Source organism: Psychroflexus planctonicus, assembly GCF_014640195.1.
Taxonomy (GTDB): Bacteria; Bacteroidota; Bacteroidia; order Flavobacteriales; family Flavobacteriaceae; genus Psychroflexus; species Psychroflexus planctonicus.
Genome location: NZ_BMGM01000010.1, coordinates 42,100 through 62,438, shown reverse-complemented (window position 1 = coordinate 62,438; position 20,339 = coordinate 42,100). Strand labels below are relative to the sequence as shown.

The following is a 20,339-nucleotide window of genomic DNA, read 5'->3' as shown; positions in this document are numbered from 1 at the left end:
CAAAATGAGAGATTTAAACAATAATATTTAAAATTACAAAATGAAGTCACTTACGATTAAAGGATCTAAAAGAGAAAGCGTAGGCAAAAAAGCAACAAAAGCCTTACGTAATGCTGGAGAGGTTCCTTGCGTAGTTTACGGAGGGAAAAGCGTTGTTCATTTTAACGCGCCAGAAGTTGCTTTCAAAGATTTGGTATATACACCAGATGTACACACGGTTAGATTGGAGCTGAATGATGGTACTAAAATGAATGCAGTACTCCAAGACATTCAATTTCACCCAGTATCCGATGAAATTCTTCACATGGATTTTTATCAATTTGAAGATGATCAAGACATTACTATGGAAATCCCAGTTCACGCTGAAGGAGTTCCTAAAGGGGTTAAAAATGGTGGTGTTTTACGTTTCAACTTACGTAGAATGACTGTTCGTGGTTTGGCTAGTAATTTGCCTGACTATATTGTAGCAGATGTAACTCCACTTAAAATTGGTAACAAATTATATGTTACTGCTGTGCAAAGCGAAGATTATAGCATTTTGCACCCGGATAATACTGTAATTTGCCAAGTTAAAACTTCTAGAAATGTGGCTGCTATTGACGCAACAGACGATGAAGATGAAGACGCAGCAGAAGGAGGAGAAGAAACTCCAAAAGAAAATGCTGAAGAATAAACCGCTTCAAATAATTTATAGAAAGCATCCTTTTTTAAGGATGCTTTTTTATTTTTATCAAAAAATATTTCAATGCAATTTTTGGCTCGTCTTTTCAGTAAAAAGTCAAAAACTAAAACTCATTCCATGAAAAAAATATTAGTGGTTGGTTTAGGTAATCCAGGTGCAAAGTATGCTGAAACCCGCCACAATATCGGTTTTAAAATTGTAGATTTTTTAGCAGCCGAGAAAAGCCTTACTTTTGAAGCGCAACGCTATGGCGATATTGCTAAATTCAATTTTAAAGGAAAAAATTTTACCTTGCTAAAACCAACAACCTTTATGAATTTAAGCGGAAAAGCAGTCCGTTATTGGTTAGAAAAAGAAAAAATAAGTATCAACAATTTATTGGTTATAACAGACGATTTAAATTTGCCTTTTGGTACTTTACGATTGAAGCAAAAAGGAAGTGATGGTGGGCATAACGGTTTGAAAGATATTCAAGATAAACTTAATACCACGGTGTATCCAAGATTTAGATTTGGAATTAGCGATGCTTTTTCAAAAGGAAATCAAATAGATTATGTTCTTGGCGAATGGGATGAAACCGAACGCTCAAAACTACGTGAACGCTTAGAAAAATCTGCTGCATTAATTCAAGAATTTGGGGTGGCAGGAATCAATGAAACCATGAATCAATTTAACGGAAAATAAACTGTGAAAACCTATTCTAAAGCTTCTTCTTTTGATGCTAAAATTCCAACAGTTATTACCATTGGAACATTTGATGGTGTGCACATTGGTCACCGAAAAATTATTGAAAGATTAGTAAATTCCGCTAAGGAAAGCAATTACCAATCTGCATTGCTTACCTTTTTTCCGCATCCAAGGATGGTGCTTCAACAAAATGCAGATTTGCGTTTGATTAATACCATTGATGAACGAAAAAACATTTTGGCTTCCACAGGCTTAGAGCATCTCATTATCCATCCATTTACTAGAGCATTTTCAAGATTAACCGCACAACAATATGTAGAAGAGTTTTTAATTGAAAAGTTAAATGCAAAAAAAATTATTATTGGTTACGACCATCGCTTCGGTAGAAACCGAACTGCAGATATTTCTGATTTAAAAAAATATGCCGACCAATTTAATTTTGAAGTGGAAGAAATTTCGAAACAAGATATTGAAGATGTGGGCATCAGTTCAACAAAAATTAGAACAGCTTTAGAAGATGGTGAAGTTGAAAAAGCCAATAGATACTTAGCTAGTAACTTTTTGCTCACTGGAGAAGTGGTTAGAGGAAAAGGAATGGGAAAAGGCTTTGGTTATGCAACAGCAAATATTCTTATTAAAGAAGATTATAAGCTTATTCCTAAAAAGGGAGTTTATATTGTACAGTCTAATATAAATGGTGTTTATCAAAATGGAATGATGAATATTGGAACCAATCCAACCGTTGGTGGAACGCAACAAACTATAGAAATTCACTTTCTAGATTTTGATAAAGATTTGTACGGACAACATCTTCAAATTGAGGTTTTACAGCGAATTCGTGGAGAAGTTAATTTTGATTCTGTTGAACATTTAAAAGTTGCGATGAAAAAAGATGAATTGTACACCCGAGACTATTTCAAAAGCAATACAAAATGAAAAATTGGTTGTTTAAACGCATAGACAATTCTTCCTTAATTGTGTTTAGATTAATATTTGGACTGCTTATTACCTTAGAAGCTTGGGGCGCAATAGCAACGGGCTGGGTGAAAGAAGTTTTAGTGGATCCAAAGTTTACTTTTAACTTTTTAGGTCTTGATTTCTTGCAGCTTTTGCAAGGTCCATATATGTACGCCCATTTTTTAATTATGGGCTGTTTTGGCGTAATGGTCATGACGGGTTTTCGCTACCGTGTAGGAATAATTGGCTATACAATTTTTTGGATGGCGGCTTATTTTATGCAAAAATCAGCATACAATAATCATTATTATTTATTGATTTTAATCTTGGTGTTTATGTGTTTGGCTCCTGCACACAAATACTTTTCAGCTGATGCAAAACGCAATCCCAATATTAAGAGTTTAAGTATGCCCAATTGGATACGTATTTTTATTATTGGGCAATTGTGGGTGGTGTACACTTTTGCTTCGGTGGCAAAATTTTATCCAGATTGGTTAGATGGAACTTTTCCAGAATTACTAATGTCTGGAAAACGCAATTTAATTTGGGTTGGAGATTTATTGCAAACTTCTTTTGCTCATCAATCTATCATTTATGTTGGAATTTTATTCGATTTATTAGTTATTCCTTTGTTACTGTGGAAACGAACACGAATGTTTATATTCATATTTAGTATTTTCTTTCACCTATTCAATAGTTTGGTTTTTCAAATTGGGATTTTTCCTTATATGTCTTTAGCTTTTACTTTGTTTTTCTTTTCAGCAGAAACCATTAATCAAAATTTCTTGAGTCAGAAACCTTTGTATACCAAAAACGAAGTAAAATTGCCATTCGTTTCTAAAATTCAAGTTGTACAAGTGTTTTTAATAGTTTGGTTTGTTATTCAAATCGGACTTCCCTTGAGACATCGATTTATTCCAAACGATGTGTTGTGGACGGAAGAAGGACACCGTTTAAGTTGGCGAATGATGTTACGCTCTAAGCACGGAATTACAAAATATAAAGTAATTGACAAAAAAACGGGTGAGCAGATTCGTGTAAAAACTGAAGATTATTTAACCAAGCGCCAGCACAAAGTGATGTCTAAACCGGATTGCATTTGGCAATTGGCACAGCGCATTCATGAAGATTTTGCAGACCAAGGAATAGATGTAGAAGTGTATGCGAATACAAAAATAAGCGTAAACCAAAGGCCATATTACCAATTGATAGATTCTGATGTTGATTTAGCCACTGCAAAATTTCATTACTTTACACCAAATCCTTGGGTGTTACCTAAACCAGAAAAATTTTAAAATTTATTGGTCTCAAATTTAGTTAAAACTATGCACTTTAGTGCATCCGCTTTGGCTTCTAAAAACTTATTAAATGTCACGATTACACCAATAAATACGGTTTGTACTTTAAAATCATTAGTGTATTCGTGGCTAAACAGACTTTCAGTCTGCAATCAAACCTATGGGCTTTAAGTCCATAGTGATTGAGTCAACTTTAAGTAAGTAATTAATGTGTTTAAACATCAAGGAATTTGAGATGTATAAAGTTCGAGTGAAGTCGAGAACTTGTAACACAACCTGAGTAAAACCAGAATGAATAAGCTAGATTATAAAATTCAGCAATCATCTATATATGAGAAAGAACACCCACCTTTATCCTCCCTCAAGGGAGGAAATTTTAGCAAACTATTCCAATGATAGGAAATAGATCTATTTTTTAAATATTACCATCAAGTAAATAAAATTCATGTTTAAAGCTCATCAACCTGACAAGTATGATTTTAAAAATGCTTAGTCTTCCGTTTCATCTTCTGGTAAAAATTTTTCGTATTCAGGATACAGGAAGTTGTTATAAGGAAAACGAGTAATATGGATTTCCCTAACCTTTTCGTATACTTTTTTTCTGAAATTCTCTATATTTTCTTTTTCTATAGCAGAGATAAATAAAACATTTTCATTCAATTTATTCATCCAGGTTTTTTTCCACTCATCTAAAGAATAGTGATCAGTTGTTCTTTCTGTAATCAAATCGTCTTTATCGAAAGGTTCAGCTTCGTAAGCATCAATTTTATTGAATACCATAATAGAAGGTTTGTCTTCGCATTTAATTTCTTGCAAAATTCCTTCAACTGAAGCAATGTGATCTTCGAAGCTTTTATGTGAAATATCTACTACATGAAGCAATAAATCTGCTTCGCGGACTTCATCTAAAGTAGATTTAAAGGATTCTACTAATTGTGTTGGTAACTTTCTAATGAAGCCTACCGTGTCTGTTAACAAAAATGGAAGATTTCTAATCACTACTTTCCGAACCGTGGTATCTAATGTAGCAAAAAGTTTATTTTCTGCAAATACTTCACTTTTGCTAATTACATTCATTAATGTAGATTTACCAACATTGGTGTAACCCACCAAAGCCACTCGAACTAAGCTACCGCGATTGCCACGTTGTACTTCCATTTGCTTGTCGATAGTTTCCAACTTCTTTTTCAATAAAGAAATTTTGTCTCTTACAATTCTACGGTCGGTTTCAATTTCGGTTTCACCAGGACCGCGCATTCCAATACCACCACGTTGGCGCTCTAAGTGAGTCCATAATCCAGTTAAGCGAGGCAATAAGTATTCGTATTGAGCCAATTCAACCTGAGTTCTTGCATAGCTTGTTTGTGCGCGCTGTGCAAAAATATCTAGTATTAGGTAAGTTCGGTCTACTACCTTACACTTCAGTATTTTTTCAATATTTTTCTGTTGTGCGGGAGAAAGTTCATCATCAAAAACAGCGGTACCTACATCATTTGCATCAACAAAATCTCTCACATCATTTAATTTTCCAGTTCCAATAAAGGTTTTAGGGTGTGGTTTATCTAGTTTTTGTTGAAAACGTTTTATTACTTCACCGCCTGCTGTGTAGGATAGAAACTCTAATTCATCTAAGTATTCCTTAGATTTTTCTTCATCTTGAGCTTGATTAATGATTCCTATTAAAACTACTTTTTCGTATTCAATTTTTTCTTTCTCTATCATATATTTGAAAATCTCTTGCAAAAGTACAGAAGTTCTTATAAACGCTGTACTTAAGTTAATTTATATTATTCATTTTTAGGGAGATTAGCTAGAATTGAATATATTTTCTTAGAGAATCGTTAAGTTATAGCCAACAAATTGTTATATTGACCCCCAAATAAAACCCATTTAGATGATTAAAAAAATACTCTTCAGTTTTATATTCTTGTTTACATTAAGTATTACCGCTCAAACTACTACGGTAGATTGTCAATCTCCATTATCCGATTCTTTTTGTTATGGAAATAATGATACAAGTCTTCTTGAATTTGTGAGTGATGACGGTTCTCAGTTAAATTTGACATTTAGTGCTGGAATTGTAGAAGTTGGTTGGGATATAATTACTGTTTTGGATTCTGATGGTACAGTCTTGTTTACAGGTGATGGAGATTTAACTGGACTCACTTTTCAATCTAGTGGAGATAGTATTTCTTTTGAAATGGATACAGATGGTTCGGTTTCTTGTGATTCAGGTTCATTTGGTGAAATAGAATACGATGTGGTTTGTGCAACTTGTACAAATCCAAGCGTAGAATTCACGCAAGTAAACGATTGTTTAAACGCACCGCAGTTTTTTATTGATGTAGATGTAACCGATTTAGGTTCGGCTTCATCTATAGAAATAACTGATTCAGAAGGAATTTCTACACAAACGGTGACTGCAACTGGTGTAGTTCAAGTAGGTCCTTATCCCAATGGCACTAATGTTTCGGTAGATGTGCAAAGTCTAGATGATGCAAACTGTTCGGTTTCGTCAAACGTGTTTTCTCAAGAATTTTGTACGCTTACAGAAATAGAATGCACTCAACCTTTTGAAGGAAGTTATTGTTATACGAATAACGATGACACTACCTTAGAATTTATAAGTGAAGATGGTTCTCCTTTAAATATAACTTTTGATGCTGGCGATGTTGAAGCAGGATGGGATGTTATTAACGTGTTCGATTCAGATGGATCAGTTTTATTTACAGGTGACGGCGTAATTGCTGGTTTAACTTTTCAATCTACTGGTGATAGTATTTCTTTTCAGATTATATCAGATGGTTCAGTTTCTTGTGAATCAGGATCGCGTCCCGAGATAGAATATACTGTAAATTGTGCAACTTGTACAAATCCTACAGTAGAATTTACCCAAGTAAACGATTGTTTAAATGCGCCACAATTTTTTGTTGATGTAGATATAACCGATTTAGGTTCAGCTTCATCTTTAGAAATAACCGATTCAGAAGGAATTTCTACAGAAACGGTGACTGCAACTGGAGTAGTACAAGTAGGTCCTTATCCAAATGGCACCAACGTTACAATAGATGTACAAAGTTTAGATGATGCCAATTGTTCAGTTGCATCTAATGAATTTTCTCAAGAATTTTGTACGCTAAATGAAGTAGTATGTAGTAGTCCATTTCAAGATTCATATTGTTATCCTAATAATGATGATACTGAGATAGAATTTGTTAGTGAAGATGGTTCTTTATTAAACTTGACTTTTAATGCAGGTAATATTGATGGTTTTGATAATATTATAGTTTTTGATTCAGACGGTACTACCGTACTTTTTGATGGTGACGGCGATATGACAGGCTTAACTTTTCAGTCTACTGGAGACAGTATTTCTTTTCAAATAACATCAAGTGGCTTTAACTCTTGCGAGACAGGTCAGCAACCAGAGCTAGATTATACAGTAACTTGTGCAACTTGTGAAAATCCAAGTGTAGAATTTGAACAAGTAAATGACTGTTTAAATGCACCACAGTTTTTTATAGATGTAGATGTAACCGATTTAGGCTCTGCAACTTCATTAGAAATAACCGACTCGGAAGGTGTTTCAACAGAAACCGTAACCGAAACCGGAATTGTGCAAGTAGGACCATATCCTAACGGAAGTAACGTAACTGTTACTGTGCAAAGTTTAGACGATGCTAATTGTTCAGTTAACTCTAGCGTGTTTACACAAGAGTTTTGTACGCTAACGGAAGTGGCTTGTGATGCTCCTTTAAATGAAACTTTTTGTTATGGCGAAAATGAAGATACCACATTGGAATATATTAGTGAAGACGGTGCGCCTTTAAACCTTGTATTTGATGAAGGAACTGTAGAAGGTGGCTTTGATGATTTAATAGTTTTCGATTCTGATGGAACGATTCTTTTTGATGGTGATGGTAATCTTGAAGGTTTGTCTTTTCAATCTTCGGGAGATTCAATCTCTTTTCAAATTACTTCAGATGGTTCGGTTTCTTGTGAGTCAGGAAGTCAGGATGAATTTGTATACACAGTTACTTGTGCTACTTGTGTAAATCAGGATGTTTCTTTTGAAATTATTGACGATTGCGCGAGTGGAAATGATCAATTTTTCATAGACGTAGACGTGCTGGATTTAGGTTCAGCCACAACTTTAGATATAACAGATAACCAAGGCAACGAAGTTTTGGGCGTAGATGCAGTAGGAATAGAGCAATTTGGCCCATATCCAAATGGAACAAATGTAGAAATTTCAGTTGAAAATGTAGACGATGCAAATTGTATAATAGATAGTGGAAACCTAACACAAACCGCTTGTCCGCCAGACAATACTTCTTGTGATACAGCAGAAATAGCGGTAGTTAATCAAGAAAATTTATGTGTAGAATTAAATGCAGGTACCTTATTACAAGCAAATGCAACAAATGTTCCTTCTTCATGTCATCCAAATATTACACAAGATGTGTGGTTTGAGTTTGAAGCAACTGCAGAAGTGCATACTACAACCGTAATTCCTGAAAATGGTTCGGCATTTTCTCCGCCATTTGGCTCAGCAATTTATGCAGATGATTGTGGTAACTTAACAGAACTTTACTGTAGTACAGAATTTGATAATTTTGGTAATAGTAATGCTATTGTTGCAGAAGGTTTAACACCAGGTGAAACCTACTACGTTAGGATATATAATTTTGGTAGTGCAGCTGCTCAGGATGGGAATTTTGACCTATGTATAACAACACCACAATTTTTTGAAGACAATGACCTTTGTTCTGATATCGAGCCATTTTGTGCTCCTGTAGATGACGAAGGAAATCCAACTCCACTTGTTTTTCCAAATGGATACTTTTATTTGAACGAAAATGTGGCTGAAGACGGTCCCGATTATGGTTGTCTTGGTTCAGAACCCAACCCAGCTTGGTTTTATTTAACTGTTGAAGAAAGTGGAGATTTAGAATTTGAATTAACACAAGCAACAGCTTTTGATGAAAATGGTCAAGTTATTGGAGATTTATTAGATGTAGACTTTATTGCTTACGGACCTTTTAGTGATGTTGAAGACAACTGTGATCAATTAAACAGCGCTAACGAAGTAGATTGTAGCTATAGTCCAACTTCAGAAGAAATCATGACTATACCAAATGCTATAGAAGGAGAAGTTTATGTGGTTTTAATTACTAATTTTAACCAATCTCCAGGATATATTTCGCTTAACCAAACAAACATAAATCAACCGGGAGGAGGTTCTACCAATTGTGATGACGTATTTGGAGTAGTCAATGGTTGTGCATCAGATGGAGTTACTATTTCTTCAGAAGTTGAAGATGGAACTGCGTATCAATGGTTCATTTTAGAAGATCCAGAAGCAGATCCTACAGATACATCCAATTATATACCTGTTGAAGATGGCGAAGAACAAGATTATTTAGCTGTAGAGTCGGGTAATTATTTTGTTATTTCTCAAGCACAAGATAATTCTTTTGCAGAAGAATTCTTCACGGTAAGATTATCAGAAACACCAGAATTAGACATGGATCTAGAGCATAATTTATGCGAAGGTGAAACGCTTACTCTTGATGCAACACCAATAAATAGTGATGATTATTCTAGCATTTCTTACCAATGGTTAGACGAAGATGGACCGATCGATGGAGCAACATCACCAGAATTTACTTTTAGTGACACAGGATTACACACCCTAGAAATTACAACTGAAGAGTTGCTAGGAAGTACAAATTTTGAATGTGTAAATGTTTTCGAAATTAATATTAACAGTTCTGATTATGCTATTGACTTAGGTGGTGATCAAACTTTTTGTGAAAATGATGATCCACAAACGATTACAGCAAATTTAACCGGTAATGTTGGAGAAGACGCAGATATCACTTATTTATGGAGTACAGGCGAAGAAACCGAATCTATTGAAGTTTCTGAAACCGGAATTTACAGTGTTGAAGTAAGTGTTGATGGCTGTGTTGAAACTGCAGAAGTAGGCTATGCTTTCAATGCGTTCCCAGAATTAGACTTCAATTTAAATCAGAACTTATGCGAAGGAGAAACGTTTACTCTTGATGCAACACCAATAAATAGTGATGAGTACTTAAGTGTTAACTACCAATGGTCGGATCAAGATGGTCCTGTAAATGGAGCTACAAATGCTGAATTCACCATTAACAACACAGGTTTGTATACTGTTGAAATTACCACAGAAGGATCAATAGGAAGTACAACTTACACATGTGAGAATACTTTTGAAGTGAACGTAAGTGGTGCAGAATACCAAATTGATTTAGGTGGAGATTTAACTTTCTGTGATGAAGAAGCTTCGCAAAGTCTTACAGCTGATTTGGTTGGTAATGTAGAAGATGATGCTGTAATAACTTACACTTGGAGCACTGGAGAAAACACGGAGACTATTCAAGTTTCTGAATCAGGAACCTATATTGTAGAAGTATCGGTAGACGGATGTGTTGAAACAGCTGAAGTGGAATACACGTTTAATCAATCGCCAGAGATTGACTTACCAACTTCTGTTGAAACCTGTGATTTGTCAAGTATTGTTTTTGATGCCACACCTGCAAATGTAGATGCAACGCAAACAACTTTCGAGTGGCGTTTAGACGGTGTTTTGTTACAAGATGAATTCATGGAATTAGTTTCTGCAGATGATTATGGCTTCGGAACTTATGAATTAACAGCTTACAGCGATTCAGAAAACTGTGCATTTGTTCAAGAAATTGAAGTAGCACCTAGATTCGTAAGCGCAAGCTTGGCTACAGATTCTTTTGATGATTTATTTTGTGTAGGAGAAGAAGTGGTAATTGCTGCTGATGTTTCTGGAGCTGAAGGAGATGATATTACATATACATGGTTTGTAAATGGTGTAGAGCAACCAAACCAAAACCAAAGCGAATATGTATACGAAGTAGGAAGTGATTCTACTAATCCAAACCAAGATGTAATTGCATTAAGCGTAAATGTAGGTGGAGATTGTGTTGCTAATACAGCAGAAGTAGATTTAGACCGATATGAATTAGACAACTGTATAATTCCTGAAGGTATGTCTCCAGACGGAGTAAACCATACTTTAGATTTACGTTTCTTAGCAGACCGTTCTGGAATTAAAAGCTTAGAGATTTACAATAGATTTGGTAAATCTGTATTTAAACAAGCTAATTATACAGACGAGTTTATTGGACAGAACGAAAATGGAACAAGTTTAGTAACGGGTACTTACTTCTATGTAATTAAATTTAATCAAGAAGATCCAGTTTATGGTAGAGAACATAAAGGTTGGATATATATTAACAGAGAACAATAATAAAACTTAACAACATGAATAAATTAAACTACTTGATATTGTTAGGTATAATTCCAATATGGAGTTTTGCTCAACAAATTACGATAAATCCAGCACCAGCTCCAACAGATGGTTATACAGTTGATTATTTAATTAACGAAATACTCATTGAAGGAGACTGTGCACAGGTGGATAACATTGCATCACCAATGAACTCTAGTGTCGGAGGTGAAAATTATGAAAGTTTTGGATATTTTGAAGCTGATGGAGCTCCTTTTCCTTTCGAAAATGGTATTGTGCTGGCATCAAATGATGTAAGTGAAATTCCTTCTAATATTGGAGCGGGTTCTTGGCCAGGCGATGATGACCTGCTTGCTTTAACGCCTGATCCAGACTTTGGTACACCTGAAATTAATAATGCAACTGTAGTTGAATTTGATTTTGTGCCTTTTGTAAATGAAATCTCTTTCAATTATTTAATGGCTTCTAATGAATATACAGGTTCATTTCCATGTAACTACGAAGATATTTTTGCTTTTATCATCAGTGGACCTTACGATACAGATGGAAACTTGATTATTGATGATTTCCCAGAAGGAACACCTGGTGTTTTTCAGCCAGTAAATTCTTATAATCTTGATGGTAACCCTAATACTCCAGATGTTGATATAGACTTAGGGGGATTGAATATCGCTACCTTACCAGGTACCAATATTCTAGCAACCGTTACAAATATTCATAATCTTACTACTTGTGGTCAAGGTGACTCTGGAGAATTTGCAGCAGCTCAATTTTTCGATACCGCAAATTCTGCTAATGGTTCTACAGATTATAATGGTCAAACTGTACCTTTAACAGCATCTGCTGATGTTATTGCTGGTCAGATTTATAAAATTAAGCTAGCTATTGGAGACAGTAGAGATTCTGCTTTTAATTCTGCCGTATTTATCGAAGGAGAAAGCTTTACACTGGGTGATATAGATTTAGGAGATCCAATTACTTTAGAAGATCCAGAAGCACAATGTACCGGATTACCAATAACTTTAGATACAGGTTTGCCAAGTGGTACCGAAATTGTTTTTGAATGGTATTTTGGTGAAGTAGGCAGTAACCCAACAGAACTTATAGAAGGTGAAGAAAGCCCTTCTTTAGATGTTTCAGATACAGGAAGCTATGCAGTCTTTGCTTTTATACCTGGGCCTGATGGCGCACCTTTAGGTTGTTTTAATACCGGGGTAACCAGTGTAGAGTTTTTTGACACACCAGAAGGAAATATCGATGACGGTTTCATTTGTGTTGATGGTCAAGCAACTTTAGATGCAACACCAGATAATTTAGATACCTTATTAGACCAAGACCCAACTGGACCAAGTTACACATGGTTTTTAGACGGAGATGAAATAGCTGGCGAAACAGAAGCAGTTTTAACAGCAGAAGCACCAGGCTTCTACGAAGTTGAAATAGATTTTAATACCTGTTTGGTTACTTTAGACGCAACATTAACTCTTGTAGACTATGAAGTTTCTTTAGGTGATGATGTAGAAAACTGTGTTGCCGTAACCGATTCAGCTAGTTTTGAAATTATACCCGAATTCACTGATGCGGAAGAAAGTGATGTTTCATCTTACGCATGGAGTACAGGCGAAACTACTCCAACAATTATGGTAGATCAATCAGGAACCTATTCTGTAACTACTACTGTTAACGGTTGTGAAGAAACCGATGAAGTTGAAGTGGTTTTCTTACCCATTCCTGATGTAAGCATTGAAGATGTGGCAATTTGTGACGATGGCACCATTACTTTAGATGCAACACCAACTAACATAGACGAAATAAATGCTATAGACGCTGATGCCATTTCGTATACTTGGTTTCAAAATGGAACAGAATTAGCAGGTGAAGAAAATGTAATCTTAGAAGTGTCTGAGCCTGATTTTTATAGTGTTGAAGTTAATTTCTTTGATTGTTCAACAACTGCTGAAGCAGAAGTGTTTATTGAAAACTATATGGTAGGCTTAGGCGATGCGCCGCTTCCTTGTATTTTAGAAGGACAATCTCAAGAATTTACTATTGTTCCAACAATTAGTGGAGTGGCCAGTGAAGATTTAGATGATGTGGAATACGCTTGGAGTACAGGCGAAACTACACCAAACATTACTGTAACAGAATCAGGAACATACTCTTTAACCACTACATTAAATGGTTGTGAAGAGTTTGATGAAATTGAAGTTCAATTTGTACAAGCTCACGAAGTTTTTGTTGCTGATGAAGTTATTTGTTTTGACGAAGGTAACTTAAGTGTTGAAAGCGGTTATAACTTTGAAAATGCTGATGAAATTATTTGGGAAACACCAAATGGAACTACAGTTCAAGATCAATCAGACTTAAACTTAGATTGGAATATCGCTTCAGGTTCTAGTGTAGCAGAAAATGAAATAGTAGGAATGTATACATTAACTGTCATTATTTCAGAATGTGAAGTTTCAACTACTTTTGATGTTGATTTTAGAAGACAAGGTTTAGCTTCATCTACAGAAAATACAGGAAACATTATAGACAGTTGTTCGCTTCCACAAGGTATTTCACCTAATGGCGATGGCGTAAACGATTGTTTCGACTTAAGCTTTTTAGCTTCAGAACCGGGTATTAAAAAACTACAAATATTTAATAGATACGGAAGAAAAGTTTTTGAATCTTCTAATTACACTAACCAATTTTGTGGTCAGGATGATGGAGGCAATAACTTAGTAACCGGAACGTATTTCTTTGTATTAGACTTAGAAGAAGCTGGCGCTGGTTTCGAACAAGTTGAAAAAGGATGGGTGTACATAAATAGAGAACAACAATAAAAGTAACAACAACAATAATTTAAAGATTTCGCGATGAGAAAAATTTATGTTTTAATCTGTGTGATTGGCTTAGCGCTTCTTCCTGAAGCAAATGCCCAGCAAAATCCACAATACACACAATACATGTACAATATGAACGTGGTAAATCCCGCTTATGCAGGATCTAAAGAAAGCCTTTCTGTTGGTACATTATTTAGAGACCAATGGTCTGGAATTTCCGGAGCACCAAGAACCTTTACCTTTGCTGCACATTCGCCAATTGGTAATAATTTAGGTATTGGTCTATCTGGAATTAACGATCAAATCGGTCCTGTTGAACAAACCGATTTAATGGCAGATGTTTCGTATACCTTAAGATTAGGAAATGACTGGAATCTGGCATTTGGTGTGAAAGGTGGAGCCACATTTCACGATATTGGTTTAGCAAGTGTTGAAAGACAAATTCGTTTAGATCCCGCGTTTGGAGCTAATTACAATGAAACCTATGGTATTTTTGGAGCAGGATTATTCCTTAACAACAACAACTTTTATGTAGGTTTATCTGTTCCTAACTTTTTAGAATCTACGCACTTTGTTACCGATGGAGAAACTGCCTTTGGAAATCAAAATCGCCACTTCTTTGGTACTATGGGTTATGTATTTGAGTTAAACGATTTTATTAAATTTAAACCTTCTACATTTGTAAAGACACAACTTTCTGATTTCGATTCAGAATTTCTATCTTACGATTTTAACGCCAACTTCTTATTTTATGAGCGTTTTGAAGTAGGTGCGTCTTACCGAGTAGATGATGCATTTAGTGCATTGGTTGGTGTTAAACCATTTGAATGGATGCATGTAGGTTTTGCTTACGATGCTACCCAATCAGACTTGAACAGACCATCTTACGAAGCATTTATTATATTCGATATATTCTTCAAGAAAAAAGCTTACTTATCACCAAGATACTTCTAATCATTAAATTCAATAATATAGAATTATGAAAAAAATTATAAATATAACGTTCGTGTTTTTGATGGCAGTTACAGCCCTTCAAGCGCAAGATCGAACCACAGCAAAAGCAGATAAGCATTTCGATAATTTTGCTTTTTATGAAGCTGCTGAAGACTACCAAAAAATTGTAGACAAAGGAAACGGTAATCCTTATGTTTACAGAAAACTTGCTGAATCTTACTATAATCTAGTAAAAATGAAGCAAGCTGAACGCTTTTACAGACTAGCTATGCGTTCTGAAGATGATTTAGTGGCTGAAGATTATTTTAGATATGCGCAAGCTTTAAAATCCAATGCTAAGTTTGACGAGTCTAACCAAGTAATGCAAGAATTTGCTGAAAAAGCACCTAACGATCAACGTGCAAAATTCTTCAAAGCAAATCCTAATTACTTAGAAAAGCTTCAAAATAAAGCACCTAACTTTACTGGAGAACTATTGGAATTAAGTGCAAAAGAATATTCCGATTACGGCGCTTATGAGCGTGATGGTTTACTCTATTTTGTTTCAACTAGAAACGAATCTAGAAAAACTTACGGTTGGAATGACCAACCCGGTTCCGATGTATTTGTTGCTCAAAACGTAGGTGGTATTTTTAAAAATGAAGTAGAATTACAAGGCGATGTAAATTCCAACTACAACGAAGGAACAATTGCGGTTACTAACGATGGTAAAACCATGTATTTCACTAGAAATGACTACACAGGTAGAAAATACCAAACCAATTCTGAAGGTGTTGGTCAATTAAGATTGTACCGTGCATCTTGGGTAAGTGGTGAATGGAAAGACGTTCAAGAACTTGAATTTACAGATTCTGAATATTCATACAGTCATCCAGCATTAAGTCCTGATAACAAGCATTTATATTTTTCAAGCAACATGCCAGGTGGTTTCGGACAATCTGATATTTACAGAGTTACTTTAAATGAAGATGGAAGTTTTGGTGAACCAGAAAATTTAGGAGATAAAATCAATACACCTGGAAGAGAAAGTTTCCCATTTATAGATACAGATGAAACTTTGTATTTTTCTACAGATGGTCACTTAGGTCTTGGTGGTTTAGATATTTTTTATACCAGAGAAACTAAAACAGGATTTTCTTACCCAACTAATTTAGGTGAGCCTGTTAATACAAAAGCAGATGACTTTTCATTTTCTTACTATCCAGCTAAAAAAGCAGGTTATGTTGCATCTAACAGAGATGGTTTAGGAACGGCAGATAATATCTACCAATTAGAACTAATTCAACCAATGGATGAAACCATGTTAATTGTTAGCGTTACCGATTCAGAAACTAAAAAGCCAATTGAAGGTGTTGAAGTTATTGTTTACGATGATGAAGAAAATGAAGTTAAAAGAGCTGCAACTAAAAAAGATGGTATTGCTAAACTACTTGTAATTAGTTACGAAGATTACGACGTACAGGCTAACCGAAAAGGATACGAAAGCGGATCAGAATCATTGAAAGCTGAAGGAAATGAGATGCCAGTAAATATCTCCCTTGTGCCAATCGAGCCACTTATTATAGAGCGTAAAGTAGTTTTAGATGAAATTTACTTCGATTTTGATAAGTTTAAAATTATACCAAAATCAGCCCTTGAGTTGGATCAATTAATTGCCACGCTTAAGAAGTATGATGATATTCGTTTACGAGTTGAAAGCCATACTGACCGCAGAGGTCCTGAAGAATACAACCAACAATTATCTGAGAAACGTGCGAAAAGTACGGTAGCTTATATGATTGAAAATGGCATAGCAGAAGATAGACTAGAAGCAGTTGGTCTAGGAGAATCTAAGCCTATAAACGACTGTTCAGCTGGTTGTACTGAAGATCAACACAGAGAAAACAGACGTAGTGAATTTATTATTATTGAAGAAAAAGACGGTGTAGAAACCAAAGTTGAATCTTCAAAAGAATAATTTTAAAAAGATTATTTATTTCGAAAACCCTAGCTCAAGCTAGGGTTTTCTGTTTTATGAAAATCATGTTTTTTCAAATTAAATTTCTATATTTATTAAAATTTATACATGGAACGTGTATGTAAAGAATGTAAGGGCAAGCTAACCGGTAGAGCAGATCAAAAATTCTGTTCAGATTATTGTAGGAATGCATACAATAACAGAATTAACTCTGATACTAAAAACCTAATTAGAAACACCAATAATCAGCTTCGAAAAAACTACCGCATTCTAGAAAGCCTTCAACCTGAACCTACCACTAAAACTACTCGAGATAAACTACTTTCTAAAGGATTCGATTTTAATTTGTTTACCAGCATTTACACCACAAAAAAAGGACAAACTTATTATTTTGTATACGATTATGGGTATCTTCCATTAAATGAAGACTACTTTGCAGTAGTCAAAAAAAATTAAGATGATGAAATATTTTTCAGCCTTACTTCAAGTCTTAATCTTTGGTGCAGCCATTGCATTTTCAATTACAAGTTTGCAACCCAGCATAACTTCAACAAAAAACAACACCAATTTTAATGTAGATAATGCATTAGTTCATGTTAAGGAAATATCACAAAAGCCACATTATACAGGATCTGAAGAACATGCCTTAGTTAGAAATTATTTGGTTTCAGAATTAGAAAACTTAGGCTTAGAACCGCATTTGCAAAGTGGTTTTAGTACAACATATTTTAAAGGCTTAAGTATTGCCGTTCCAGAAAATATACTTGCTAAAATAGAAGGTGAAAATCCTGACGAACCAGCTTTAGTGTTAATGTCTCATTATGATACTGCTGTTCATTCTGCCGTTGGCGCTGCAGATGCTGCTAGCGGTATAGCTGCCATTTTAGAATCGGTTCGCGTTTATTTGGAACAAGGCGAACAACCCAATCAGGACATTGTTATTTTGTTTACAGATACAGAAGAAGTTGGACTTAATGGCGCTAATTTATTTGTAAAAGAACATCCTTGGGCAGAAAATATTGGACTTGTGTTAAATTTTGAAGCCAGAGGTAGTTCAGGTCCAAGTTCTATGATTCTTGAAGTTAATGGCGGAAACAAAAATTTGATTAATCATTTTGCGAATGCTAACATTCAACAACCTTTTGCAAACTCATTGATGTATTCGGTTTACAAATTATTACCCAACGATACAGATTCAACTGTTTTTAGAACAGAAGCAGATGTTCCAAGCTTTTTCTTTGCATTTATAGATAAACATTTTAATTACCACACTGCTTTAGATACGGTAGAGCATTTAGATGTACATTCGCTCAATCAACAAGGTGAGTACGCATTAAGTTTACTAAATTATTTTTCTAATACATCTTTAGCTAACTTAAATTCAACAACAGATCATGTATATTTTAATTTTCCATTTGTAGGTATAATTCACTTTTCAACCAGCTTAGCACTAGGCTTCATTATTTTAAGTTTTCTAGGTTTATTGCTACTTGTACATATTGGTATTCGAAAAAATAGAATAGACTTAAAATTAATAGGAAAAAGTTTCATTTTTATTTTAAGCAGTCTTTTACTTTCTTTTTTAATCGGCTATTTTGGTTGGAAATTAATGGCTTATTTATATCCAGATTACAGCTTGATTCTACAAGGTTTCCCATACAATGCATTTTCTTATATCATTGCCTTTGTAAGTCTAATTGTAGCAGCGTATTTTCGATTATTTTATAAGTATAGTAAAATTTTGAGTTTGTCTAATTTTTTACCTGCTGCTATATTTATTTGGTTAGTATTGTCGCTTTTAGCCTATTTGTATTTACCTGGTGCTAGTTATTTTGTTATACCAGCTTTTTTTGGTTTACTCATACTCACTAGTCTAGTAATCTTAAAAACAAATAATCAAACGCTTCATTTTATAATTAGTTTGCCAGTTTTGTTCCTTATTGTTCCCTTTGTTCACTTTTTCCCAATAGGATTGGGGATTTCTTCAATCTTTATTTCTTGTGTTTTAAGTGTGCTTATTTTACTGCTCATTTCACCATTATTGTATAACTTTAGGTTGCTTAAAGGAGTTGCCTTTCTATTGTTTTGCACAAGTTTGTTTTTTTTCGGCCGAGCGCATATTAACTCTAGTTTTAATTCTAGTCAACCTAGACCATCTAGTTTGGTTTATTTTCAAGACGAAGCTCAAAATAAAGCCTATTGGGCTTCATACGATCCAAGCCTTTCAACTTGGAATTCAACTTATTTTAAAGATGAATCTGAAGCTAAGGCAAAAATCAATTTTGAAAGTAAATATGCAAATCGATTTGCTCATTTTGCTTCAGCTGAAAATATGGCAATACCAACATCTATTGTTGATGTACAAAAGTTGAATGAAACTGTAAACCAGAAGACATTTAAATTTTATATCAAACCCAAACGAAACATTAACCGTTATGAAATGTTTTTTGATACGCCTATTTCCTTATCAAATGTAAAAGTGAATGATGAAATACAAGATTTTGGTTTTGAAGACGATGCATTGCCAAAAATTACTAGATTTTTAAACTACTATGTAGCTAATCAAGAAGCTTTAGAAGTTGAATTTACAGTGCATACAGATGAAGCATTTAATGTGGTTGTTTACGAAAGCGCATTTAATTTGATTAATCATCCTGATCTCAAAGTACCTGAACGGCCTAATACAGAAATACCAATGCCTTTTGTTTTAAACGACGCTACCATTGTAAGTTATACCATTCCGTTTTTATGAGAAAAATAGGTGTTTTAGGATTGGGTTGGCTCGGGAAACCTTTGGCTGAAGAGCTTCAAAAGGAAGGTTTTCAAGTAAGTGGAACAACTACAACAACAGCTAAAAAGCTTCAACTTCTAAGGGAAGGATTTCAGGCTTTTCAAATCCAAATTGAAGCAGACAGAATAGTAGGAGACGCTGATTTTTTTTTCAGAAATCTAGACATACTCATCCTTAATATTCCACCAAAAATTCCCAAAGATGATATTTCAACTTATTCAAAAAAGATACACCGTCTACATATTGAAATCTTAAAACATCAAATTAGAAAAGTAATTTATGTTAGCTCTACTAGTGTTTTTCAAGATGCTTTAAATTTTCCAGTTTATAACGAGCAATCTACACCCAATGCTACATCTCCCAAAGCATTACAATTAATTAAAGCAGAACAAACATTTATCAAAACACCTGAATTTGAAACTGCGGTTATTCGGTTTGGTGGTTTGGTTGGTAATCAAAGACATCCTGTTTACTATATAGCAGGTAAACCTAATCTTGCCAATCCTATGGCTCCTGTTAACTTGATTCATTTAGCAGATTGCATTAACTTAATTAAAACAATCATCAAAACAAATAAGTTTAATCAGGTATTTCATGGTGTACAATCTTCGCCAGAAAGTAAAGCTACTTTCTATAAAAAAGCAGCTCAAAAACGATCTTTGGAACTTCCTTTTTTTGATAAAAAAGTTAATGTTGGAAAGAAAATTACTGCTGAATTCACATCAAATCTACTAAGTATAGAGTTTAATAATTCGGTTTATTAATTGCATAAAAATCAAATATTTACGTTTTATATGTAGTAATCATTCTACCCGTTTTACCCATAAATTGCAAGTAGTTTGAGCTATTTTTGCACAGCTAAAATAA

The 20,339-nt window shown here is 34.5% G+C and carries 12 protein-coding genes; 11 read left to right on the top strand and 1 reads right to left on the bottom strand.

Going from position 1 to position 20,339, the window contains the following annotated elements:
- Positions 1-40 precede the first annotated feature (40 nt).
- The 4 genes from IEV72_RS11075 (at position 41) to IEV72_RS11060 (ending at position 3,621) form a co-directional block, all read left to right on the top strand.
- Positions 41-673 carry a 50S ribosomal protein L25/general stress protein Ctc gene (locus IEV72_RS11075; RefSeq protein WP_188459184.1) on the top strand — a complete coding sequence of 211 codons (633 nt, stop codon included), beginning with the start codon at positions 41-43 and terminating at the stop codon, positions 671-673.
- A 126-nt stretch (positions 674-799) separates the two neighbouring features.
- Positions 800-1,366: an aminoacyl-tRNA hydrolase gene (pth, locus tag IEV72_RS11070; RefSeq protein ID WP_188459183.1), complete on the top strand. Its 567-nt coding sequence runs from the start codon at positions 800-802 to the stop codon at positions 1,364-1,366.
- Between the two features lie 3 nt (positions 1,367-1,369).
- Complete coding sequence (locus tag IEV72_RS11065) at positions 1,370-2,305, top strand: bifunctional riboflavin kinase/FAD synthetase (RefSeq protein ID WP_188459182.1); 936 nt, start codon at positions 1,370-1,372, stop codon at positions 2,303-2,305.
- On the top strand, positions 2,302-3,621 hold the full coding sequence (locus IEV72_RS11060; RefSeq protein WP_188459181.1) for an HTTM domain-containing protein: 1,320 nt from the start codon (positions 2,302-2,304) through the stop codon (positions 3,619-3,621). The genes IEV72_RS11065 and IEV72_RS11060 overlap by 4 nt, the downstream gene beginning before the upstream one ends.
- A gap of 492 nt (positions 3,622-4,113) precedes the next feature.
- Here the strand turns inward: IEV72_RS11060 and hflX are convergent, their stop codons facing one another.
- A complete protein-coding gene (gene hflX / locus IEV72_RS11055; RefSeq protein WP_188459180.1) occupies positions 4,114-5,346 on the bottom strand; it encodes a GTPase HflX in 1,233 nt (410 codons plus the stop codon).
- Between the two features lie 172 nt (positions 5,347-5,518).
- Between hflX and IEV72_RS11050 the strand changes: the two genes are divergently transcribed.
- From IEV72_RS11050 to IEV72_RS11020, 7 genes are all read left to right on the top strand, one after another.
- The gene (locus IEV72_RS11050) at positions 5,519-10,942 is read left to right on the top strand and encodes a T9SS type B sorting domain-containing protein (protein WP_188459179.1); all 5,424 of its coding nucleotides are present in this window, start codon (positions 5,519-5,521) and stop codon (positions 10,940-10,942) included.
- A 14-nt stretch (positions 10,943-10,956) separates the two neighbouring features.
- The gene (locus IEV72_RS11045; RefSeq protein ID WP_188459178.1) at positions 10,957-13,770 is read left to right on the top strand and encodes a choice-of-anchor L domain-containing protein; all 2,814 of its coding nucleotides are present in this window, start codon (positions 10,957-10,959) and stop codon (positions 13,768-13,770) included.
- 33 nt (positions 13,771-13,803) lie between these two features.
- On the top strand, positions 13,804-14,724 hold the full coding sequence (locus IEV72_RS11040; protein WP_188459177.1) for a PorP/SprF family type IX secretion system membrane protein: 921 nt from the start codon (positions 13,804-13,806) through the stop codon (positions 14,722-14,724).
- 25 nt (positions 14,725-14,749) lie between these two features.
- Positions 14,750-16,681, top strand: coding sequence for an OmpA family protein (locus tag IEV72_RS11035; RefSeq protein ID WP_188459176.1), 1,932 nt, complete (start codon positions 14,750-14,752; stop codon positions 16,679-16,681).
- 108 nt (positions 16,682-16,789) lie between these two features.
- The gene (locus IEV72_RS11030; RefSeq protein ID WP_188459175.1) at positions 16,790-17,137 is read left to right on the top strand and encodes a hypothetical protein; all 348 of its coding nucleotides are present in this window, start codon (positions 16,790-16,792) and stop codon (positions 17,135-17,137) included.
- Between the two features lies 1 nt (position 17,138).
- Positions 17,139-19,433 (top strand): M20/M25/M40 family metallo-hydrolase, encoded by a 2,295-nt coding sequence (locus IEV72_RS11025; protein ID WP_188459174.1) that lies wholly within the window; start codon positions 17,139-17,141, stop codon positions 19,431-19,433.
- Positions 19,430-20,236, top strand: coding sequence for an NAD(P)-binding domain-containing protein (locus tag IEV72_RS11020; protein ID WP_188459173.1), 807 nt, complete (start codon positions 19,430-19,432; stop codon positions 20,234-20,236). The genes IEV72_RS11025 and IEV72_RS11020 overlap by 4 nt, the downstream gene beginning before the upstream one ends.
- Positions 20,237-20,339: the final 103 nt, after the last annotated feature.